18 protein-coding genes and 2 pseudogenes are annotated in these 20,995 nt (G+C 71.1%); 7 read left to right on the top strand and 13 right to left on the bottom strand.

The genetic code is table 11. The annotated features are described in order from the left end of the window. Complete coding sequence (locus CLV43_RS27710) at nucleotides 1-939, bottom strand: NmrA family NAD(P)-binding protein (RefSeq protein WP_106190435.1); 939 nt, start codon at nucleotides 937-939, stop codon at nucleotides 1-3. A gap of 117 nt (nucleotides 940-1,056) precedes the next feature. Here CLV43_RS27710 and CLV43_RS27705 point away from each other — a divergent pair, with 117 nt between their 5' ends. Continuing rightward, the gene (locus CLV43_RS27705; protein ID WP_170156038.1) at nucleotides 1,057-1,401 is read left to right on the top strand and encodes a winged helix-turn-helix transcriptional regulator; all 345 of its coding nucleotides are present in this window, start codon (nucleotides 1,057-1,059) and stop codon (nucleotides 1,399-1,401) included. A gap of 28 nt (nucleotides 1,402-1,429) precedes the next feature. On the opposite strand, the gene CLV43_RS27700 is transcribed toward CLV43_RS27705, so the two are convergent. From CLV43_RS27700 to CLV43_RS27690, 3 genes are all read right to left on the bottom strand, one after another. After that, nucleotides 1,430-1,732: a hypothetical protein gene (locus CLV43_RS27700; protein ID WP_106190431.1), complete on the bottom strand. Its 303-nt coding sequence runs from the start codon at nucleotides 1,730-1,732 to the stop codon at nucleotides 1,430-1,432. Nucleotides 1,733-1,994: 262 nt separating this feature from the next. Beyond that, the gene (locus CLV43_RS27695) at nucleotides 1,995-2,750 is read right to left on the bottom strand and encodes a class I SAM-dependent methyltransferase (RefSeq protein ID WP_106190430.1); all 756 of its coding nucleotides are present in this window, start codon (nucleotides 2,748-2,750) and stop codon (nucleotides 1,995-1,997) included. 138 nt (nucleotides 2,751-2,888) lie between these two features. After that, complete coding sequence (locus tag CLV43_RS27690) at nucleotides 2,889-3,455, bottom strand: TetR/AcrR family transcriptional regulator (RefSeq protein WP_245887045.1); 567 nt, start codon at nucleotides 3,453-3,455, stop codon at nucleotides 2,889-2,891. A 189-nt stretch (nucleotides 3,456-3,644) separates the two neighbouring features. On the opposite strand from CLV43_RS27690, the gene CLV43_RS27685 reads away from it, so the two are divergent. Beyond that, nucleotides 3,645-4,844 (top strand): cytochrome P450, encoded by a 1,200-nt coding sequence (locus CLV43_RS27685; protein ID WP_245887044.1) that lies wholly within the window; start codon nucleotides 3,645-3,647, stop codon nucleotides 4,842-4,844. 107 nt (nucleotides 4,845-4,951) lie between these two features. Beyond that, nucleotides 4,952-5,692: an alpha/beta fold hydrolase gene (locus tag CLV43_RS27680; RefSeq protein ID WP_106190426.1), complete on the top strand. Its 741-nt coding sequence runs from the start codon at nucleotides 4,952-4,954 to the stop codon at nucleotides 5,690-5,692. A 120-nt stretch (nucleotides 5,693-5,812) separates the two neighbouring features. Here CLV43_RS27680 and CLV43_RS27675 read toward each other — a convergent pair whose 3' ends face one another. The 6 genes and pseudogenes from CLV43_RS27675 to CLV43_RS27655 all read right to left on the bottom strand — a co-directional run bounded on the left by CLV43_RS27675 (nucleotide 5,813) and on the right by CLV43_RS27655 (nucleotide 10,600). Further along, a complete protein-coding gene (locus CLV43_RS27675) occupies nucleotides 5,813-7,024 on the bottom strand; it encodes an FAD-dependent oxidoreductase (RefSeq protein WP_106190424.1) in 1,212 nt (403 codons plus the stop codon). A 44-nt stretch (nucleotides 7,025-7,068) separates the two neighbouring features. After that, complete coding sequence (locus tag CLV43_RS27670) at nucleotides 7,069-7,620, bottom strand: aromatic-ring hydroxylase C-terminal domain-containing protein (protein ID WP_106190423.1); 552 nt, start codon at nucleotides 7,618-7,620, stop codon at nucleotides 7,069-7,071. 30 nt (nucleotides 7,621-7,650) lie between these two features. Further along, nucleotides 7,651-7,788, bottom strand: a pseudogene (locus CLV43_RS49485) (FAD-dependent monooxygenase); the annotation flags it as partial. A 323-nt stretch (nucleotides 7,789-8,111) separates the two neighbouring features. Further along, nucleotides 8,112-8,603, bottom strand: a pseudogene (locus CLV43_RS49480) (FAD-dependent monooxygenase); the annotation flags it as partial. Between the two features lie 206 nt (nucleotides 8,604-8,809). Next, entirely contained in the window at nucleotides 8,810-9,835 is a 1,026-nt protein-coding gene (locus tag CLV43_RS27660; RefSeq protein ID WP_106190419.1) for an AsnC family transcriptional regulator, read from the bottom strand. A gap of 108 nt (nucleotides 9,836-9,943) precedes the next feature. Then, nucleotides 9,944-10,600, bottom strand: coding sequence for a TetR/AcrR family transcriptional regulator (locus CLV43_RS27655; RefSeq protein ID WP_106190417.1), 657 nt, complete (start codon nucleotides 10,598-10,600; stop codon nucleotides 9,944-9,946). Between the two features lie 81 nt (nucleotides 10,601-10,681). On the opposite strand from CLV43_RS27655, the gene CLV43_RS27650 reads away from it, so the two are divergent. After that, nucleotides 10,682-12,184 carry an FAD-dependent monooxygenase gene (locus CLV43_RS27650; RefSeq protein ID WP_106190415.1) on the top strand — a complete coding sequence of 501 codons (1,503 nt, stop codon included), beginning with the start codon at nucleotides 10,682-10,684 and terminating at the stop codon, nucleotides 12,182-12,184. A 162-nt stretch (nucleotides 12,185-12,346) separates the two neighbouring features. Here CLV43_RS27650 and CLV43_RS27645 read toward each other — a convergent pair whose 3' ends face one another. Then, entirely contained in the window at nucleotides 12,347-13,117 is a 771-nt protein-coding gene (locus CLV43_RS27645) for an aminoglycoside phosphotransferase family protein (protein ID WP_245887043.1), read from the bottom strand. A gap of 229 nt (nucleotides 13,118-13,346) precedes the next feature. After that, a complete protein-coding gene (locus tag CLV43_RS27640) occupies nucleotides 13,347-14,315 on the bottom strand; it encodes an alpha/beta fold hydrolase (RefSeq protein WP_106190413.1) in 969 nt (322 codons plus the stop codon). 115 nt (nucleotides 14,316-14,430) lie between these two features. On the opposite strand from CLV43_RS27640, the gene CLV43_RS27635 reads away from it, so the two are divergent. The 3 genes from CLV43_RS27635 to CLV43_RS27625 are packed head-to-tail and all read left to right on the top strand — an operon-like array spanning nucleotide 14,431 to nucleotide 16,634. Continuing rightward, complete coding sequence (locus tag CLV43_RS27635) at nucleotides 14,431-15,618, top strand: sensor histidine kinase (RefSeq protein WP_170156037.1); 1,188 nt, start codon at nucleotides 14,431-14,433, stop codon at nucleotides 15,616-15,618. Then, nucleotides 15,615-16,271 (top strand): response regulator transcription factor, encoded by a 657-nt coding sequence (locus tag CLV43_RS27630; protein WP_106190411.1) that lies wholly within the window; start codon nucleotides 15,615-15,617, stop codon nucleotides 16,269-16,271. Before CLV43_RS27635 ends, CLV43_RS27630 begins: the two co-directional genes overlap by 4 nt. Before the next feature lie 9 nt (nucleotides 16,272-16,280). Further along, nucleotides 16,281-16,634 (top strand): DUF308 domain-containing protein, encoded by a 354-nt coding sequence (locus tag CLV43_RS27625; protein WP_245887042.1) that lies wholly within the window; start codon nucleotides 16,281-16,283, stop codon nucleotides 16,632-16,634. A gap of 508 nt (nucleotides 16,635-17,142) precedes the next feature. Here CLV43_RS27625 and CLV43_RS27620 read toward each other — a convergent pair. Then, a complete protein-coding gene (locus CLV43_RS27620) occupies nucleotides 17,143-20,871 on the bottom strand; it encodes an nSTAND1 domain-containing NTPase (RefSeq protein WP_170156036.1) in 3,729 nt (1,242 codons plus the stop codon). Nucleotides 20,872-20,995 lie beyond the last annotated feature (124 nt).

Genomic DNA, 20,995 nt, shown 5'->3' with positions numbered 1-20,995 from the left:
TCAGACCGCCGTCGGCCACTCATCGGGGCGCCGCACCTGGTCGGGCACGGTGAAGTGCGCCGCGCCCGAGCCCGCCAGGTACGCCGCCACCGAGGTGGGCACCACGTCCGGGTAGTCGGCGTTGCGCACGTCCCGCAGCGAGGCCGACCCGTCGAACATGGCCACCTGGTACTGCAGGGCCACGTACTCGAGCATGCTGGACGCCGCGAACTGCCTGCGCACGACCTCCGCCCTCAGGTCCTGCACCGTCCCCTTGCGCACCAGCGCCCACCGCCGTCCGGACGCCGCCTCGACCGCGTTCCGCAGCTCCAGCATCGACAACCGCTCACCGACGACGTGCACCTCGCGGCCTGCGGTGCCGGGGTCGAGCGCGATCGCCGCCGTGAACGCCGCGGTGTCCGGGATCGTCGTGATGTCGATCGGGCGCGTGCCGTCACCCCACACCGAGAACGTGCCCGCCGCCGGGTCCAGCACCTCGTGGACCGGTCCCAGGAAGTACTCCGGGAACGCGCCGACCGCCACCGACGTGCGCGCGACCGTCGACGTCGCGAACGACTCCGCGAACACCCGGCGGAGGTCGGACAGGATGTTGACGCCGTAGCCGTACCCGTACAGGTCGATCGAGAAGTCCGACGGGACCATCCGGTGCACACCCGCCCGCTCCGCCGCCCGCAACAGCTCCCGCTGCCCGTCGATGATCACCTCCGGCCCGCCCTGGACCGCGGACACGACGACCTCCACACCGTCGACGTGCTGCCGCAAGGCGTCCGCGCCGTCCGCCAGGTCGCCGACGCACACGGTCAGGTTCGGATGAGCCGCCACTTTGTCCACAGAGGACGTTCGGACCAGCGCCCGCACGTCGGCACCGCGGTCCAGCAGGTTCTTCACGACCAGGCTGCCCAGACCGCCCGTCGCGCCCGCCACCAGAACTGTCGTCATTTGCCGTCGCCCCTTGATGTGCCGGTGGACGAGGACGTCGACTGCCGCCCTCCACGGCAAGCCTCCGCTCGCCACTCCGACCTGGCAAAGGTCACCGAAGTTACTTACCCTGGAGAAGTGACCAAGCCACCGCACACCCCTGTCGACGAGGAGACCTGCCGGCAGATCCTGCGCGCCATCGACATCATCGGCACCCGCTGGACCGGCCCGATCCTCATCGCCGCGACCCGAGGCGCCCGCCGCTACAAGGAGTACCGCGCCCTCGTCCCCGGCATCTCCGACCCCCAGCTCACCCTGCGCCTCAAACAACTCCAGGCCCGCGGCCTCATCACCCGCACCGTCACCCCCACCACCCCGGTCCACATCACCTACACCCTCACCCCCGACGCCGAAGAACTCATCACCCTCCTCCACCCGCTATCGCACTGGAGCGAACGCCACCTCCCACCACCCGAGGTGTGACGCGACTCCGTGCGGCGCTTGGCGTTGCCTACTCGGAGGCCTTGTCCACCGCCGCCTTGAGCGGAGCGAACTGGTGGGACTTGAGGTGGTCCAGGGGCGACCAGCGGTTCTTCAGGTTCGCCGCGCGGGTGCTGTAGACATCGCGGACCAGCACCCAGATGTCCCCGTAGAAGGTGTTCACCTCGTGGTAGCGCACGCCGCTCTTCGGCTTGCTCTTGATGAACGGCACGACGGTGACCAGGTCCTCGGGGCCTGCCTTGGGGTCCGCCTTCAGCACGACGACCTTGACGTCCTTGTCGAGCTTGAGCAGACCGGCGCGGATCGCGGGCATCGAGAAGTCCTCCTGGCTCTGGGGTTGCGGGACGGCGGGCGTCCTTCCGCACACGTGCCGCGGAGCTGCCTCGCCACTGCCACCACACTCACCGAAGAACCTCCCGACGCCCCACCCGTTTCGACGACCGGCCCCGCGCGGTCGCCGAGCGGCCCGGCCCTGACCACGCCGGCTGTTCGCCGGACCGATCGGCGATGCGCCCGAAGAGCCGGCGGTGCGCGGTCGTCGGAAACACGGGTGATGCCGCTTCGGCGACCCCCGCTCAGTCGACCCGCAGCGCGAAGAAGAGGAAGCCCAGGAAGCCGGTCCCCGTCATCCCGGCGAAGTCCTCGGGGAACAGCTCGCGGGCCTCGGGTGCGGGCAGTGGTTCGCTGAGAACGTCGATGCGGAAGCCCGCCGCGGTGAAGGCGTCGGTCATGGCGTGCAGCGGGCGGTCCCAGAAGGTCAGCCGGGCGGACTGGCCGCTCAGCTGCCACTCCTCGGTGCGCTCGCGGGTCCGGAAGTAGTCGGGCTTCTCGCCTGCTTCGCGCTGGAACTGGGTGATGACGAAGGGGTGCTCGACCGAGACGATCAACCGCCCACCTGGCACCAGCACGCGGCGCAGCTCGGCCAGCGTCGGCCCCCAGTCCCGCAGGTAGTGCAGCACCAGGGACGCGACGACGACGTCGAACGCACCGTCGGCGAAGGGCAGGGGGTCGGCCAGGTCGACGACCCGCAGATCCGCGTCGTCGCCCAGCCGCCGCCGGGCCAGCTCCAGCATGCCGGCGCTGGCGTCCACACCGGTCACGACCGCACCCCGATCGCGCAGCGCGGCGGACAACGGCCCCGAACCGCACCCCGCGTCGAGCACACGCCGCCCGGCCACGTCCCCGACGAGCGCCAACATCGCGGGCCGCTCGTAGTACGCGTTCATCAAGCTGTTCTCGTTCTCGGCCGAGTACCCCTCGGCGATGCTGTCGTAGCCGGCGTGCTCGGCGGGATCAACAGGAGCCACACGGCTCTCCGGAGTCGACGTCATGCTGGCAGGACGCCCGAGCGGTCGAAAAGTTGCCCGCAGGTCGGGCGCCGTCATCGACCACGGGCGACGCCCGCAGCACGCCGGATACCGCGGACCAGCGGGGACGACCCGCTTCGACGACGTCTACTCGGTCGGACGTCAGGTGTGCCAGGTCCCGATGCCGGTGACGAGCCGGGCGATGAGGGCGTCCGGGACCAGGCCGCGCTGCATGGCCGTGCGGTAGACGATCGGGCCGACCAGCACCACCGCAAGGTCCGACGCGTTCAGGTCGGTGGTCAGCTCCCCGCTCTCGACGGCCGACCGGACGGCGGCGTGGATCCGGTCGGAGATCGTCGTGACCGACTCGTCGTACCGCCGCGCGATCTCCGCGTCCCAGATCGCCGACTGCGCCAAGGTGAGCGAGGCGGCCGCGACCGTCGGGACCGCCAGCTCGTCGGCCATCCGCCGGAGCTGCCGGTGCAGCCACTCGCGGACGGGCGGCTCGGGGTCCTTGAACAGCGGCAGCTCCGCGCCGCCCATGGCGTCGACCAGCAGCTTCTCGGACTGCGGCCAGTGCCGGTAGACGGTCGCCCGCCCCACGCCCGCCTCCTGGGCGATCCGCTGGTGGGTGACCGCGCCGGGACCCTCGTGCCTCAGCAGCTGCCGGGCCGCGGCGAGCATCGCCTCCCGGCTGCGCACCGCCCGCGGGTCCGTCGAGTAGGTCACCGCCGCATGGTACGAGGCCCGCCGATCCGCCGTCGCACGTCACCGTCTCAATTCTATGAGACAGTTGACTCATAGAATGGCGGATGACACAGTGGATCGAGAGCGTTCTTCCGGGCGGGCCGGCGCTTTCGCCGTACAGCACAGACCGGTTCTCCGTGCATTTCGAAAACCAGCGACGAGGTGTTGTCCGTGACCGATTCCGCGATTCCCCCAGTGGTGCAGACCGGCCGCCGCGCGGAAGGCTGCCCGTTCGAACCCTCGGCCGAGGTGAACGCGATGCGCGAGCAACCCGACCTGCCCGTCTTCCCCCGTTTCCACCCGTTCTTCGGCCAGTTCGACGCCCGCGCGGTCACGCGCTACGACGATGTCCGCGCCGTGTTCGCGCACGAGCACGTCGCGGCCGACATGAACGCCGACCCCGACGCTCCGCGCACCCTGTTCAACCAGCCCGGTTTCCTGCTCGCCTACGACGGTCCCGAGCACTCCCGGCTGCGGCGGATGCTCGGCGGCGCCTTCACCGTCCGGCGGTTGCAGCACCTGCGGCCGTGGATCGAGAGCGTCGTGACCGACCACCTCGACGCCATGGAGCGGTCAGGGCCGGGCGTCGACCTCGTCCAGGCGTTCGCCCTGCCCATCCCCTCGCTCGTGATCTGCGAGCTCCTCGGCGTCCCCTACTCCGACCGCGCCGACTTCCAGCACCGCAGCGCCGTCCTCCTCGACACCTCGCGTCCACAGCAGGAGCAGTTCGGCAACTACGCCGCGATGCACGCCTACATGGCCGGGCTCGTCGCGAAGCTGCGCGTCGAGCCCGGCGACGGCGTGCTCGGCGAGGTGATCACCAAGCACGGCGACGAGATCACCGACGAGGAGCTGATCGGCTTCGGCAACCTGCTGCTCATCGCCGGGCACGAGACCACCGCCAACATGATCACGCTGGGCACCCTGGCCCTGCTGCGCGACCCCGACCAGCTGGCCGCCGTGCGCGACGACCACGACGTGGCCACCTCCGCGATCGAGGAACTGCTGCGCTACCTGTCCATCGTCACCTACCTCGACCGGCGCGCCACGACGGAGACCGAGGTCAACGGCCACCACCTCAAGACCGACGAATGGCTCTCGCTGTCCGTCATGGCCGCCAACCACGACCCCGCCCTCGTCGGCGACAACCCCGGCCTCGACGTGCACCGCAAACCGCTCCCCCACCTCGCTTTCGGCTTCGGCGCCCACCAGTGCCTCGGCCAGCAACTGGCCCGCGTCGAACTGAAGACGACCATCCCCGCCCTGCTCCGCCGCTTCCCATCACTACGCCTGGCCGTGCCTTTCGACCAGGTCGCGTTCCGCACCTCCTCCCCCATCCACGGCGTCACCTCCCTCCCCGTGGCCTGGTGACGGTCCGGCTCCCGGATCCGGAGCGGTGCGGCAGCCCGTCTCAGCCAGGCGACAACTACTTGAATAACTCAATGATATGTTCAAGCCTCCGATGAGGAGGCAAGATCATGACCATTGTGTTCGTCCACGGTGTGCCAGAGACGTCGGTGGTGTGGGACGTCGTCCGTGAACGCCTCGACGAGGAGAGCGTCGCGGTCCAACTACCCGGTTTCGGCAGCCCGCGACCGGCAGCCATGCGCGACAACCACGACTACGCCGAGTGGTTGGCCGAGCGGTTGCGCCACGTCGAGGGGCCGATCGACCTGGTCGCCCACGACTGGGGCTCCCACCTGGCGTTGCGGGTGGTCTCCGCCTACGACCTGCCGATCCGGTCCTGGATCAGCGACGCGGGCGAGGCGATCCACCCGGACTACACGTGGCACGAGGGCGCGCAGGTCATCCAGTCGCCGGACGGCGCGAAGTTCCTGGAGGGCCTGCGCAAACCCCACGGCTCCTTCGAGCAGTTCCTCGTGCCGCGCGGCATCGACGCGGAGGTGATGGCGGTGATCGACGAGGTGGCCGACAAGACGATGACCGACACGATGTACGACCTGTACCGGGACGCGACACCCAACCTGTACCACTACCGCGACTGGGGCCCGCAGTTCGCCGCCGCCGCGGCGGTGCCAGGACTGGTCGTCGCACCGGAGGACGACCCGTACGGCAGTCTGCGCTTGAGCCGTGAGACAGCCGAACGGCTTTCCGCGGAACTGGTGGTGTTGCCGGGCAAGTCGCACTACTGGATGCACCAGGACCCGGACGCGGCGGTGGAGTTGATGAGGAAGTTCTGGAGCCGCCTCGACCACTGACCGGCAGAGCCCCGACGCCTTGCGAGGTCGACCGGCGTGGTCGACCTCGCAAGGCATGTCGCACGACACCGCGTGCGATCACCGGTGGCGCACGCGGAGGTCCGCCACCACCCAAGGGCGTCAGACCGGCAGCGGGTTCTGGGCCATGCGCTGTTGTCCTGTCCTTGCCGCGGCGGTGACGACGGCGAAGCCGTAGGCCAGCATGTCGTGCTCGTAAGCCGCCAGAGCCGTGGGCAACTCGGTCCTCCCCTCCCAAACAGCGGCAAGCGCACGACCGAGCAGCGCACCGTCGCGCATCGCCACGTTGGCGCCCCGGCCGAGCGTGGGCGTCATGGCGTGGATGGCGTCGCCGAGCAGGGTGACGCGTGAGGGTGCGTCGAGAGTGCACGGCACGCTGGTGTACATCGCCACGGGGAAGAACGAGTCGGGATCGCCTGCCCGGACGACGTCCGCCGCGACGCTCGGCCAGGCGGCGAGCGCGTCGGCGGCGACGTGCTGCAACTCCCGGGGAGAGTGGACTTGTGCCCCGAGGGTCGGGAAGTACTGGTGGCGGCCGCCGACGATCGCCACGACGTAGTCGTCCTGCTCGCGCATGGCCAGCCCTGGGGCGTGCGCGGTGGCCGCCTCGGTCGGGCGCGTCGGGAACAGCACGGCGCCCAGGCCGAGGAACACCTTGCGGTCGTCGGAGGAGATCGTGAACACGTCGGTGATCACCTCCTTTGGCACCAACGAGGTCGCGACGTCCAACGGGATGCGGCCGTAGATGGCGGTGATGCCGGCGTCGACGGTGTCCGCGTGGGGTGCCCGTTGGCGGCGCACCGCGGACCGGATGCCGTCGGCGCCGACGAGGACGTCGCCGTGCGCGGTGGTGCCGTCGGTGAAGTACGCGGTGACCCCGTCGCCGGTGTCGTCGTAGCGGTCCAGGGTCTTGCCGAAGTGGACCACGTCGTCGAGGCCGTGCAGCAGGATCTGGCGCAGGGTCGCGCGGTCGACGTTGGCGTGGCCGGTGACGCGGCTGCGCCACACCCGGTCGTCGAGCTCGTCGGCGGTGGGGATCCGCTTGATCACCGACAGGTCGGTGCCGAGGATCGTCGTGAAGGTCTCGGTGCGGTAGGAGGTCGCCTCGAACACGGCCCACAGGTCGTCGCTGAGGACCTCCCTGGCGGCGTTGCGGGCGTCGGCGTCGAGGTGGAGCCGGTAGCCCTGCGGGCGGTCCCACGGGTCGGGGTCGCGCTCGAACAGGGCGACGTCGATACCGTGGCCGCGCAACGACTGCGCGAGGGTGAGCCCGCCGAGGCCCGCTCCGACGACGAGGACCTTGAGGATGGACATGGTTGTTCCCGTTTCCGATCTGCTGGTGGTGGAACGTCCCGGACTCAGGCGTCCCGACGGGCGGCCGCGGGACTCGCGGTGACGAGGTCGCCGGGGACGTCCGGTCCCGGCGTAGTCCACTGCTCGACGACGGTGGCGACGTCGTCGCGACCGGGCACGTCGTGGCCGCTCCAGCCGTGCGCCAGATGCCCGTCGGGGCGGACGAGGGCCGCCGTCAGGTCCGACCAGCCATCGTGGGAGGTGACGACGTCCAGCCGCGGGTGACCGTCCGGCAGCAAGCCGGACAACGCGGGATCGAGCGCGCGCCCGCCGAGACCGACCAGCAGGAAGCGGTCGGGCGCGAGCAGCGAGTGCACCCGGCCGCGCCCGGTCAGCAGGTCGGGCAGCCGGTCGCCCTGCGACGGGTGGGCACCCGGCGAGGCCGGGTAGTGGACCTCCAGGCCCGACAACCACCCCGTCAACGTCGCCGCGGTGTCCCCGCGCTGGTCGATCAGCTCACCGAGCAGGTCCCGCAACGCGGCGTTCGCGGCGGTGAAGGTCATCGACACCGCGGCCTGGGCCAGCGTGTTGGCCGCGAGCCGCCGAGCGACCGGCAACCGCTCCGCCTCGTAGCTGTGCGCCCCGACGCGCAGGTGCGCAGGCGCCCAGCCCCGGACCTCGGCGGCGAGCTTCCACGCGAGGTTCGCCGCGTCCTGGACCCCGACGTTGAGGCCCTGACCACCCGCGGGCAGGTGGATGTGGGCGGCGTCGCCGACCAGGAACACCCGCCCCACCCGGTTGTGCTCGACGTGGCGGGTGGTGTCGGTGTTGCGGGATCCCACCGCATCGCGCGCACACCCCAGTCATCCCCGGCGATGCGGCGCATGCTCGCGCGCAGCGCGTCGATGTCCAGGGGCTCGTCGCGGCGACGCCGGACGGTCTGCGGGTCCAGACCGGTGTCGCGCGCCTCCGTTCCGAACACCCGGAACGCGCCGTCGGGGAGCGGGAGCGCGTTGAGCGTGCCCTTCCCGACCTGCCACAGGTGCGGGTGCGACGGCGGCCGGTCGAGCTCCACGTCGGCGACGAACCCGCACATCGACGGTTCGCTGCCGGGGAACGGCACCCCGAGAATCCCGCGCACCGCGCTGCGCGCACCGTCCGCGCCCACGACGAACGGGGCCTCCAGGAAGTCCGTGCGCCCACCGCGGCGCGTCGTCAGCCGGACGCCCCGCTCGTCCTGCTCCAGGTCGACGACCTCGACACCGCGGTGGATCGGCACACCGCGCTCGCCGAGGTGGTCGGCTAGCAGGCCCTCGGTCCGCGCCTGCGGGATCATCAGCACGAACGGGAACTCGGTGTCCAGCCCGCGGTAGTCCAGCAACCGGGTGAGCAGCCCGAAATGGGTCATCGGGAGCCGGGTCCCCTGCTCGACCATCCGCTCGACGATCGACCCCGAGGTGCTGCCCCGAACCCCGCGCAGCACCTCCAGCGTGCGCGGGTGCACGGTGGTGGCCCTCGAGTAGTGGGGGTTCACCCCGGCGGCGAGGTCGACCAGCTCCACCGCCACACCGGCCGCGTCGAGCAACGCCGCCGCGCTCATCCCGACCGGCCCCGCCCCGACGATCACGACATCCGCAGTCATCTGTCCTCCTGTGCCGAATCCAGGACTTGATCTCCTGGACCCGCACAGAATGCGGTTCGAGCCGCGTCGACCACCCCTCGTGACGGCCGAACTGACCGGCTATCGACACGACCGGACACCACGCGACCGGGATTCGACATCGGCCGGACCCGTGCGGCGGACCGTCACGCCCGCCGTGCCCCCACCGACCTGCCGTCCGTGCCCGACACGCGGGCGCTGTACCGGGTGGTGGCAGCCTTGACCGTCCGCAGGACCGGGGTCGTCGAGCTCGACCGCAGCCCCTCCAGCTCCCCGAGCCGCACGCTCAGGTACTCGTAGAGCGCCGGAAGATCCGCGGTGGAGACACTCGCGAACAGGTTCCCGGTCCCCGTCACCGCGGCCGCGAACCCCACCTCCTCGTGGCCGGCGACCTGCTCCCCCGCCCGCTCCAGGAACGCGGGAGCGACCTGCGCGAACACGAGGGTGCGCGTCGTCAGCCGCTGCAACGACGGGTCCACGTCGACGTCGAACCGCAACACACCGCTGGACCGCAGACTGCCCAACCGGCGGCGCACCGTCGAGACCGACGCACCGGTGGCCTCGACGAGCCGGTCGATAGCGGCCCGCCCGTCACCACGCAGGACGGCCAACATCCGGTGGTCGACCTCGTCGAGCTCGACCGCGCCGTCCGGCACGGCGTCGAGCTCGGGGACGTGCCGCGCCAACTCACCCACCTGCTCGTCGCTGAGCGGTCCCGGCTTCGAGTACGGCTGCCCCGCCCCGCCGTAGAAGACCCGCAACACCCGGTCCGCCGACACGTCGAGCACCTGACCGGTACGCGGCAGCACCTCCAGCAGCAACCGCTCCGCCCCCGATCCGTACACCGTGCCGACGATCGACGAACCGCCACCGCACCGGGCCACCCACGAGGTGTCGGGCCGTGCCGCGAGCCCGTCGGCGATCTCCGCCGCGGCCTCGGACGCCACCTTCACCTGGAACAGCCACTGCTGCTCGTTCACCACCACCGGATCCGACAGGCCCAACACCCGCAGCACCCGCCGCTCGCGCAACCGCGCGTACCGGCGCGCCACCGTCTGGTCGGACACCCCGAGCACCTCACCGATCCGCCGGAACGGCGCACGGGCGTCGACCTGCAGGGCGTGCAGGATCCCGCGGTCGACGTCGTCGAAGTCCACCGGCTCCCTCGACATGTGCTCCCTCTCGGCTCGCGGTCCGCCCGCGCGCGAAGCCGGGCGGTGGCGGATGTGACCGGCGACGCCCACCAGTATGTCGGCGAAGCGGCAGCGGGCCGGGGACCTCTACCCCGGCGACGGCGCCGCCGCCTCGATGCCCGCCATCAGCATGTCCAGCGCCTTCTCGAAGTCCTGTTCCGGGTCACCGGCCATCAGCGCGGGCAGGACCCTGGCGAAGTTCGGCAGCGTGGCGGGGTTCACCCGGCGGACGTAGACGTCCATCTGCTCCTGTTCGGCGTGACCGACCTGGTCACGGGCGAAACCGGCGGTCGTCAGCAGCAGCGAGCCGAAGACGAGGCTGTTCAGCGATCCCAGGGCGCGGCGTGTCCCGTCGTCGTCGAAACCCGCCTCGGTGAGGGCGCCGATGAGGTCGTCGAGCGGTTGCAGGGCGCGCAGCGAGGTCGGGTTGGCCTGGTCGGTGGCCAGTGCCAGCGGTACCACCGGGTGGCGGCGGAGCGCACGGTAGGTGCCCATCACCGTGGCGCGCACGCGTTCGGCCCACGGCAGGGCGGGGTCGGCGCGCTCGATCTCGGCGAAGACGTGCTCCGCGAGGCCGTCGAGGATCTCGGTCTTGTTCGCCACGTGGTTGTACAGCGCCATCGCCTCGACCCCGAGGACCTTCGCCAGCCTCCGCATGGACAGGCCGGGCAGGCCTTCCTCGTCGACCAGCGCCAGGGCGGCGGCCAGGATCCGATCGCGGGTCAGCGGCTCTCTCCGCGCCATCCCCACTCCTCCCACTTGACAGATTTACACCGTAAATATCATATTTACGCCGTACGTTTACGCTGTAGTGCGGAGGGTGTCGTGCCGGACGTCGTCGTTGTGGGTGGAGGGCCGGTCGGGTTGTTGCTGGCCGGTGAGCTCAGGTTGGCCGGAGCCGATCCGCTCGTCCTGGAAGCGGCCGACGAGCCCGCTCGTCAGCTCCGCGGCCTGGGCCTGCGCGGGATCAACGGCCGCACCTGCCAGGCGTTGCGCCTGCGCGGCCTGACCGGACCGCTGGCCAGAGCGCAGGAGGAGCTGTTCGACCGACTCGCCGCCGACCAGGGCCCCGCGGGCGCCGACCAGGTCCGCGGACTGCTGCGACTGCTGGTGGAGCACCGGGCCAAAGGGCATTTCGGCGGACTCCCGCTCGTGGAGGACCAGCCCGATCCCCTGGGCACAGCCGACCAGTTCCTCATCAAGCAGCACCAGCTCGAACAGATCCTCGTCGACTGGGTCACCGGACTGGGCGTCCCGCTGCGGTCCGGCTGCCGGGTCGTCGACGTCGTGACCGAGGAGACCGAGGTCCGCGCCCTGCTGGCCGACGGCAGCTCCGTGTCCGCGGCCTACCTGGTCGGGTGCGACGGCGGCCGCAGCACCGTGCGCAAGCAAGCCCGAATCGGGTTTCCCGGCACACCCGCCACGATGACCGGCCGCACCGCCGTGGCCGAGCTCGCCGACCCCGGAGCCGTCACCGCGTCGCTGCACGGTCCGCGCGGACTGCTGAACCTGTCCTTGGTGCCGGGGGAGATCGCCACCATCGAGTTCGACGGCGGCCCGGACGAACGGGACGCGCCGATGACGGCGGCCGAGATGCAGGCGAGCATCCGCCGGGTCAGCGGCGTCGACGTGACGGTCACCCGGCTGGCGGGAGGCGTCCGGTACAGCGACAACACGCGGCAGGCGACCACCTACCGCCAGGGCAGAGTGCTCTTGGCGGGCGACGCCGCGCACGTGCACTCGCCGATCGGCGGGCAAGGCCTGAACCTGGGCCTGCAGGACGCGATGAACCTCGGCTGGAAGCTGGGGCTGGTGGTCCGCGGCCTGGCACCCGAAGCCCTGCTGGACACCTACACCGCCGAGCGGCATCCCGTGGGCGAACGGGTGCTGCGCAACACCCGCGCCCAGGTCGCGCTGATGCGCCCCGGCGCCCAGGTCGCCGCGTTGCGCGAGGTGCTGGGCGAAGCACTGGCGGTCCCGGCGACCAGGCACCACTTCACCGCGATGGTGAACGGGACCGACATCGACTACGCGCCGGGATCCGCCCACCCCCTGACCGGCCGGTTCGCACCACCGCTGGAACTGACCGGCGCCACCCCGTTGCCGGACCTGCTGCGCGACGGCCGAGCGGTGCTGGTGGACCTGACGGGCTCGGCGCAGATCCGCGACGCCGCCGAAGGCCACCGGGTGCGGACGGTCACCGCACGCTGCCCCGCCCACGACGCCCTGGCCGCCTTGCTGATCCGGCCGGACGGGTACGTCGCCTGGGCCACCGCAGACGCCAACCTGACCGGCCTGGCCGAGGCGTTCCGCATCCACGGCTTCTAGAGGTCGCAGGTCGCGCGATCCGTCGACCGGCCGCACCCTCGACCAACACGGCACCTAGATCCCGAGCACCGGCTCCCCCTCCGGGTCGCTCGGCGCCAGTCGAGGGAATGCCGGGAGGTCAACGCGTACCCGCGAGTGCCGGGTGGTACTCGTCCCGATCGGCTACTCGAACAAGTGCCTGTTGGCCTGGCTCCAGGAGATCCTGCCCTCCAGCTCCTCGAGGTGGCCCTCGGCGATCCAGTCGACCTGGGGCTGCATTCCGGCGTCGGCCAACGTGCGGACCTGCTCGATCCCGTCCCGCTGGACCTCGATCACGGCATCGACCAGCCCCGACGTGGACGTCAGGCCGTAGGTGGCGGCGAACAACTCCACGCGGTGCCGTCGGTCGGGCGGATCGGGGTACCGCAACGCCCGGAGGCACTCGGCGTCGTCGCGGAACGGCGCGACGTACTCCAACGCGTAGACGATGTCGTGGATCCGCGACGCGGGACGGGCGTAGTCCCAGTCGAGGATGCCGACCGGATGCCCGCCCTGCCAGACGACGTTCCACGGGCCGAAGTCACCGTGGCAGATCACCTCGTCGTCACCCGCCCCCGCCTTGCCGGTGGACCAGCTGACCCCGTCAGGTGGGACGAAGTCCTGCACCGCGTCGTGGTAGTCGCGCAGCAGCCGGGCGAATCTCGCCAGACCGGCGTCGTCGACCACCTTGGCCCAGCCCTGCGGGCCGGACTCGCCCTCCACGTAGGTCAGGACCTCACGACCGTCCTCGTCCAGCCCCAACACCCGAGGTGCGTACCGGAACCCCACAGCCTCCAGGTGCTGGAGGAGGGCATGGATCGCGGGCGACCACGGGTAGGTGGGCCTGCGGACGGTGTCGCCGATCCGCTCCACCCGCCGATGCGGCCGGTCCTGCAACACCTCGTCTCGCGTCACACTCGCGAACCTAGCCACCGCCGCCGTGATCCTCACACCGATTTCTTCCTACGCCACCACACGGCTACGAGCGGTCGTGGCTGTCGACATGGGCGACGCGGTCAGCACACACGCACACCGCAACCTCCTTCGCACCGGGCGAGCGATGCTTCCCATGCCTACTCCTCGCGGTGGTCAGGGGACCTCGGGAAGTCCGGTGGGACCTTCGGGACGATGTCGTCTGGCGAACTCACCCTGCGCACTCGGGCAGGCGGTCGAGGATGTCGACGATCTGCTCGAACTGCTCGGCGGTCGCGGCGTGGCCGGCGTCCACAGTGTGCACGTCGAAGTGGTTGCGCGGGGTCAGGCGGTCGGCCTCGGTGATCATCCGGTCCTGAAGTGCGAGGGGGATCATCCGGTCCGCAGTGTGCCGGATGTAGGTGCGGGGGATGCAGCCCCAGGTGTCGGCTCGGACCTGCGAGTTCTCCCGGCCCACGGTCAGCGACTCGTCGGGTTGCAGGTGGGCGAGCGTCGAGTAGAACTCGGCGTCGCCTGCGCCGGCCATCAGCGCCTCCTTCAACGCGGCCAGTGCTTCCGGGTCGGCAGTGCGGTAGTTGGCGCGCACGGCGCCGATGACCGCGGGGTCGGCGACGACCAGTGCGGCGAGGGTGCCCGCCAGGGTCGTCGATCCTTCCGGGGTGGTCAGGTAGTCCTCCGGGCAGGCCAGGTCCACGCAGCAGAACGCGGTGTCGTAGACGATCCGGTCGATGAGGTGCGGCACGGCGTTGCCGACCCGGTTCAGCGTCGCGCCGCCCATGCTGCCGCCGTAGAGGACGACCGGGCCGAACTCTGCGACCGCGCGGACCGTCCGGATCGCCGCCGCGGCGTAGGCGTCCAGTCCGACACCCGCCATCGGCGACGGTCGGGTCGCCAGCGATGCCGGATCCTGCGGGCACTGGTAGTCGTGGGCGAACTGGGCATCGGTCGCGCCGTGACCGGGCAGGTCCACCCCGACGGTGCGGTGCCCCCGCAAGGACAGCGCGTCGATCCCACCGGGTGTGCCGCTCGCGCCGGTCACGACCACGAATGTCGTCGTGCCGCCCCTTCCGCGCCGCGCCTGGGCGGTCGTGCCGCCCCCGGCCAGGGTGAGCCCGCCTGCTGCCGCGCCGACCGCGGCCGCCCGCAACACCGTGCGCCTGGAATGCCTCGTGTTCGTCATGACACCGAGTGGACCGCAGTGAGCCGTTGCCCCGGAAGCGGAGAAGGTGGACACCGGTGTCCACGAAAGTTGCACGGGGCTCGGCATCCGGGTGTGGGGCGATACCGTGATCCGGATGAGGGCGAGCCGGGATCTGCTGTGGCTGGTGGTCGCGGTCGTGGTCTTCGGCGGTCTGGACCTGCTCGTCTACGGCCTGAGCCCGCCGACGACGGGCTGGGCGGGGCCCCGTGCCGCGCTGCTCCTGCAACTGTCGGTGGACGTGTCGCTGCTGCTCCTCGCCCGCTTCCCGGCGCGGGTGGCGTCCTGGGCGCTGGTCGTCGCGGTGGTCATGCTCGTTTCGGAGGAGTTCGCACCCGGCCTGTTCACCCCGGTGGACCCCGCAGCGCACGCGACGCTGCCCTACGCCACGCCGGCGATCGTCGTGAACCTGGTGCGGCTGACCGACCGGCGCCACGCGTTCGTGGTGACCGGTCTGCTCGCCGTGCTGGGCACGCGACCGTGGGATCCGGCTTGGGACACCACACCTCTGGGGATCGTCAACACCGTCCTGCCCGCACTGGCCGTGCTCTACCTGCGCGCCCGCCGGGAGTTGGTGGACTCCCTGCGGGAGCGGGCCGAACGCGCCGAACGCGAGCAGGTGCTCCTCGCCGAACGGGCCAGGGCGGAGGAGCGGCGGCGGCTCGCCGAGGAGATGCACGACGTGGTGACCCACCAGCTCACCCTGGTGGTGTTGCACGCCGGGGCGCTGGGCACCGAGTCGGCCGATCCCGCCGCACGCGCCGCGGCCGAGGACATCCGGCAGGCGGGTGCCAAGGCGCTGGCCGAGTTGCGGGACCTGCTCGGGGTCCTCCGGAACACCGAGGTGACGCCGGCGGGCGAACCCGTGCGACCGGACGCACCCGATCCGCGGACGCTGGTCGTCGAGGCGCGCGCGGTCGGCGAGACGGTCTCGTTCGCCGTCGACGGTGACCCCGGGCAGATCGCGCCGACCGTGCTGCGCACCGCGTTCCGGGTGGTGCAGGAGTCGCTGACGAACGCGCGCAAGCACGCCCCCGGCGCGGAGGTGGCAGTGACGATGACCTACCGGCCCGATGGTGTCACCGTGCGCGTCGCCAACGGCGCGCCGAGCCGGGCACCGGACGGCGCGTTGGCCCGCAGTGGTTCCGGCACCGGGCTGCTCGGTCTCGCACAGCGGGTGGAGCTGACCGGCGGCACCCTCCGCACCGGCCCGACACCGGGTGGCGGCTACCAGGTCGATGCGATACTGCCCGCCTACGTGCCGACACGGGGGGACACCGCATGATCCGGGTGGTCGTCGTCGACGACGAACCGATGGTGTGCGCGCACCTGCGGGTGATCCTCGGTGGCGCGGACGACATCGAGGTGGTCGCCGAGGCGCACGACGGCGCGGAGGCCGTGGAGGCGGTCGTCCGGTACCGTCCCGACCTCGTGCTGATGGACCTGCGGATGCCCGGTGTCGACGGCCTCGTCGCCATCGAGCGGATCGGGAGACTTCCCGCCCCTCCCCCGGTCGTCGCGCTCACGACCTTCGACGCGGACAGCCACGTGCTCGCGGCCCTGCGCGCGGGCGCGGCGGGTTTCCTGGTGAAGAGCACCGCGCCCCAGGACCTGGTCGAGCTGGTCCGGGTGGCCGCCGCCGGGCACACCGTGCTGTCACCCATCGCGACCGCTCGGCTGGTCGCGGCATCGGTTGCGGGACAACAACGAGACGCGGGCACCAAGGCCCGACTGCGTCCGCTGACCGACCGGGAGCTGGAAGTGTTGATCTGCCTGGGTCGTGGACTGTCCAATGCGGACATCGCCCGCGAACTGTCGTTGTCCGAGGCCACCGTGAAGAGCTACGTGTCCCGGATGCTCGTGAAGATCGACTGCCGCAACCGCACCCAGGCCGGCGTCCTCGCCCACGAAGCCGGCCTGGTCGATCCACCGGTCTGACTGAGCCGGATGCCCTGCGACAAGAAGGCGGAAGTCTTCTCCGAACACGACAAGTGCCGGCCGTGCTCGGAGTTTGACCGCTCGTCGTGCCGGGGAACCCTGTGGATCATCGGAGCACTGGGAGGCCTCGTGGGACGCATCCGACCGTCGAAACCCGCCGCGATCTTCGGCGCCCTGTTCGGTGCGGCGATCCTGGTGTATGGCGTCGTGCAGATCGGGTCGAAGGCGCCGAGCGGCTTCTTCTGGTTGTGGTTGGTGGCCGGCATCGCGATCATCGTGTTCAACCTGTGGGCGGCGTTCGCCAAGCGCGGTGCGGTGCAGGTGTACGAGGAGGACAGGACCAGCGACGACCGCGGTCGTTAGGTTGGTCTTCGGCACACAACGGAAACCAAAGACGTGGGTATAGGCGTCACCTGGCCGGAACGGAATCCAGTCAGGGCGACGTGGTGTCGACTGGGTCAGCACTGGCTGATGGAGGCGGCGGCGTGCGGTCTGCATCCTGCAGGTCCGGCCTGCCAGGAGGCTCGCCAGCAGGGCGCAGGACTCGTCGCCCAGGATTCCGAGCATGATGAATCCGATGCCGAACGCCGTCAGGAACAGCCCGCGAGCATGGTGAGTCGCGATCGGGATTACGTGGTCGAGGTCAAGGCGAACCAGCAGCGTGTGCGCCGACTGCACAACCGCGAGTCATGCTCCCGGTGCATGTCCAGGACTTCATCCGCCGCCCCTGCGAGGACGGTGCTCCCCCACGGTGCAGCGGTGCAAGACAGCGCTCGGCGCCATGTCCACCACCGCCCTGTCCGACCGCGTCGTACGAATACACCCCTGCGTCGGTGTCCGGGCGCCGGTCGTGCCCAAGCGACCGGGAGGCTCAAGGACATGTCGTGCGGTAGACGGGCCCGGACGCCACGTAACGGGTCCAGTCGTCCTGGCTGAGCGACCGGGACGCCTCCGCGCAAAGGCGATGCGGAAGGTCGTCTGCCAGGTACGAGACGTCCCACAGCCGGACACCCTCCTCGCTCGCGCTGGCGAGGATCCGGCCGTCCGGAGCGAACGCCAGGGACGTGACCTGATCGGTGTGCGGGACGCTGATCTGGAGGTGAGTCCCGGTATCCCACAGCCGGACGCCGTCCGAGCTCCCGGTGGCGAGCGCACGGCCGTCCGGCGAGAACGACAGGGCGGAGACGCCGTCGGCATGACCGGTGAGAGGAGCACCGATCTGGTCGTGGGTGCCGACGTCCCACAGGCGGGCCGTCTGGTCCTTGCTCCCCGTGGCCAGCACCGAGCCGTCGGGCGAGAAGGCCACCGATCTGATCGCGCCGACATGGCCCGTCAGGGGTTTGCCGGTGCGCTGTCGGGTCGCGGTGTCCCACAGCAGCACCTCATCGCCGTGGGCGGTGGCCAGGGTTCGACCGTCCGGAGCGAAAGCGATCCACGTGTCAGCGGCGCCTCGAGGGCTGCCCGGTGAGGCCACGTAGATCGAGTTCCCCGAGTCGGGCAGTGGTGCCACCTGGTCGGCGAGGACGTCCCAGAGCAGGACCGGGCCGTCACCGATGACGGCCAGCGTCCTGCCATCCGGCGAGAAGGCCGCCGAGAAGTAGCGTTCGCGCGGGATGGCGATCGAGGCGGTCTGGCGGTGGGCATCGGTGTCCCAGAGGCGCACCGAACCGTCGACGCCGGCGGTGGCCAACCGCTTGCCGTCCGGGGAGAACACGGCACTCGTGACAGGCCCGGTGTGCCCGGTCAGCAGGGCTAGTCGATCGTGGCTCGCCGCATCCCAGAGGCTGACGGCCGCGTCGTCGCCGACGGTGGCCACGACCCGACCGTCCGGCGAGTAGACGACCGCGTTGGTCGAACCGGCGATCGGAGCGGCGGCCTGGGAACGGGTGTTCCACAGCCTGACCACTCCACCGAAGTCCGCGCTGGCCAAGGTGGCTCCGTCCGGGGAAAAAGCCAGCGACGTGACGTGCCTGCTGGTGGTGAAGCGGGCTCCGAGGGGTCTCTTGGAGGTGGTGTCCCAGAGCCGGATCGTCCCGGCCGCGCCCGCGGCGGCGACCGTCTTGCCGTCGGGTGCGAAGACGACCGCGCTCACCGACGTCTCGTCGTCGGTCGACAGCGTGCCGATCAGCGTCCGGGTGGCGACGTCCCAGAGCCGCACGTCGAGGTCTTCCCCGGCGGAGGCGAGCACCAGGCCGTCCGGGGAGAACGTCGTGACGTTGACGGACTTCGCGCCCGTGACGATGGGGTCACCGATCTGACCGTGGGCGAGCGCGTCCCAGAGCCGCACCGTGCCGTCCTCACCCGCGGTGGCGAGGGTCCGGCCGTCCGGGGAGTACTCCACGGACATGACCGCGCCGGTGTGACCGCCGAGTCGGGCGACCAGGGTGCCGGTGGCGATGTCCCACAGCACGGTCGATCCGTCGTTCTCGGCGACGGCCAGGGTCCCGCCGTCGCGCGAGAACGCGATCCCCGACGTGTAGGCCGCCTGGATGGGCACCGCGGAGACCTGCCGACGGCTGTCGACGTCCCACAGCCGCACCTTGTCGTCCGAGTCGAACCCACCGGCCGCCAGGGTCCTGCCGTCCGGTGAGAAGGCCAGCACGCTCAGGACGCCGTTGTCCCCCGCCAACGGGTCGCCGATCTGACTACGGGTGCCGACGTCCCACAACCGGATGGTGTTGTCGTCGCCGACGCTGGCCACCGTCTTCCCGTCGGGCGAGTAGGCCACCGCCAAGACCCAACCGCTGTGCCCGACGAAGGTCGCCACATCGGGTCGGGCGGCGGCCGCGAGCATGGCGGAGCGGCTCCGCGGGGAGGGGGCGATCCGCCACGCGGCGACGCTCTCCACCTTGGCGAGCGCGGGATCGGCGTCGTTCTCGGTCCGGCTCTTCAGCGCCAGTTGGTCGGAGGCGATGGCGTCGCGCTGGTGCACGGCCTCGGCCCGCGCCCGGTAGGCGACGTACGCGGCGGTGGCCAACGCGAGAGCTACGACCACCAGGAAAGCGGTGAGAGCCCGCTGCCGTCGAACGGCCCGGCGGCTCACGCGTCGACCGGCGAGCACGAAATCCCGTTCCACGTCGGTGACGGACCGGCCGTCCGGGTCGGCGTCGGCGCGGGCGACGCTCTCCACGGCCGCGCGCAGCAGGCTGCCCCGGTAGACGGAGGACTGGTCCCGGCCCAGGCGATCCCATTCCGCGGCGGCCGCGCTCAGGCGCGTGCGGGCGAGGCGGTCGGCCAGGGTGTCGCCGAGCCACGTGTCGCGCAACAGCGGCCACGCCGTCAACAGCACCTCGTGGCTGATCTCCACGGTGTCGGCGGCGAGGGTAAGCAGCCGTTCGGCGGCGAACGACTCCAGCACCGCCTCCACGTCTTGCGGGTCGTGCGGACTCCGCAGGAGTTCGGCGCGACCCGCGCGGCGGGAGATGGTCACGCCGTCCCCGCTGATGGTGGTGAGGCGCAGGAAGACCTGCCGGGCCGCTGCCCGCTGGGCGGTGGTGAGCCGGTCGAACGCACGTTGCGCGCTGCCCGCCACGGCACCCTCGACACCGCCGATCCGCTCGTAGTCGGCCAGCGCCAGCGTGCTTCCCGCCCTGCCGCGCCATGCCTGGTCCAGCGCGTGGGAGACCAAGGGCAGCGCGCCCGCCCCTCTCGTGGTCACCGCGGATCCCGTGACCTGGGTGCCGACCTCGTCCAACAGGGTCCGCACGAGGGAGTCCTCGACTCGCGAACGCACCTTGGCCGCCGGTTCGGTGATCGCCATCCGCAGTTGTCGTCGCGTCATGGCCGTCACCAGGTAGCGGTCCTTGACGGCCTGGGTCAGTTCGGGGTGATCGGCACAGCGAGCCTCGAAGTCGGCGCGCACGACCAGCACCACCAAGGCGGCGGGGATCCCGTCGGCCTCGTGTCCGGTGGTCGCGGCGGCGTGCAGGGCCGTGACAAACTCCCGCTGCTCCTCTTCCGTCCGCCGCAACACCTGCTCGAACTGGTCGACCACCAGCAGGAGTCGCCGATCGGGTGGGCCGGGTTGGGCCAGGGCGGCCTGGCGCGCGATGATCGCGTAACCGGCCGGGTCCGCCTTCATCTTCTCCAGCACGCTCGCGGCGTCGATCCGCGCCAGGGTCGCGGTCCGGACCGCCAGCGCGTCCAGCGGAGACTCGCCAGGGGTGAACACCAGGCAGGGCCAGGACTCCGAACCCGGCGCGGAGGCCAGCCCCTCCCCGCGAATCCTCGGCAGCACGCCCGCGCGCAGCAATGACGACTTGCCCGCACCCGACACGCCCGACACGACCAGGAGCCGCCGATCCCGGAGATGGTGCGACATCCGTTCCAGTACCTCGGTCGCGATCACCTCACGTCCGAAGTAGAAGGGCGCGTCCCGTTCGTCGAACGCGGCCAACCCGCGGTAGGGGGAATCGACCTGACCGGACACCGTCAGGAGGGGAGGCGCGGCGACCCCGTCCGTCACCGTTCGCCGGTAGACGTAGTTGATCTGGGTGTTGGTGATGGAGCCCGCCTGCACCACCGGGCCCATCACGATCCCACTGACCTCGTTGTGCAACGGGTTCTTGGTGCCCTCGGGATCCGGGTCGTCGTCGCGCATGGCCATCACACCCACTCGCCTGTCGAGGCATCACACGGTAGCCACGCGGCGAGGGGGTTGTTCGGAGGTCGCTGCACGTTGACCCGTACGGCTCAACACCGTCTCCTGGTCGCGATCGGTGAAA

The sequence above is a fragment of the Umezawaea tangerina genome (genome assembly GCF_003002815.1).
Classification (GTDB): Bacteria; Actinomycetota; Actinomycetes; order Mycobacteriales; family Pseudonocardiaceae; genus Umezawaea; species Umezawaea tangerina.
The sequence above is the reverse complement of the archived record's forward strand: the minus strand, read 5'-3'. Positions and strand labels throughout refer to the sequence as shown.

Coding starts and splice junctions, on each gene's coding strand:
- CLV43_RS27660 (WP_106190419.1), bottom strand. CDS start 9,835: ATGTCGAGGGAGCCGGTGGACTTCGACGACGTCGACCGCGGGATCCTG.
- CLV43_RS27695 (WP_106190430.1), bottom strand. CDS start 2,750: ATGACGTCGACTCCGGAGAGCCGTGTGGCTCCTGTTGATCCCGCCGAG.
- CLV43_RS27675 (WP_106190424.1), bottom strand. CDS start 7,024: ATGTCCATCCTCAAGGTCCTCGTCGTCGGAGCGGGCCTCGGCGGGCTC.
- CLV43_RS27640 (WP_106190413.1), bottom strand. CDS start 14,315: ATGACGAACACGAGGCATTCCAGGCGCACGGTGTTGCGGGCGGCCGCG.
- CLV43_RS27700 (WP_106190431.1), bottom strand. CDS start 1,732: ATGCCCGCGATCCGCGCCGGTCTGCTCAAGCTCGACAAGGACGTCAAG.
- CLV43_RS27680 (WP_106190426.1), top strand. CDS start 4,952: ATGACCATTGTGTTCGTCCACGGTGTGCCAGAGACGTCGGTGGTGTGG.
- CLV43_RS27620 (WP_170156036.1), bottom strand. CDS start 20,871: ATGCGCGACGACGACCCGGATCCCGAGGGCACCAAGAACCCGTTGCAC.
- CLV43_RS27655 (WP_106190417.1), bottom strand. CDS start 10,600: ATGGCGCGGAGAGAGCCGCTGACCCGCGATCGGATCCTGGCCGCCGCC.
- CLV43_RS27710 (WP_106190435.1), bottom strand. CDS start 939: ATGACGACAGTTCTGGTGGCGGGCGCGACGGGCGGTCTGGGCAGCCTG.
- CLV43_RS27625 (WP_245887042.1), top strand. CDS start 16,281: ATGCCCTGCGACAAGAAGGCGGAAGTCTTCTCCGAACACGACAAGTGC.
- CLV43_RS27635 (WP_170156037.1), top strand. CDS start 14,431: ATGAGGGCGAGCCGGGATCTGCTGTGGCTGGTGGTCGCGGTCGTGGTC.
- CLV43_RS27630 (WP_106190411.1), top strand. CDS start 15,615: ATGATCCGGGTGGTCGTCGTCGACGACGAACCGATGGTGTGCGCGCAC.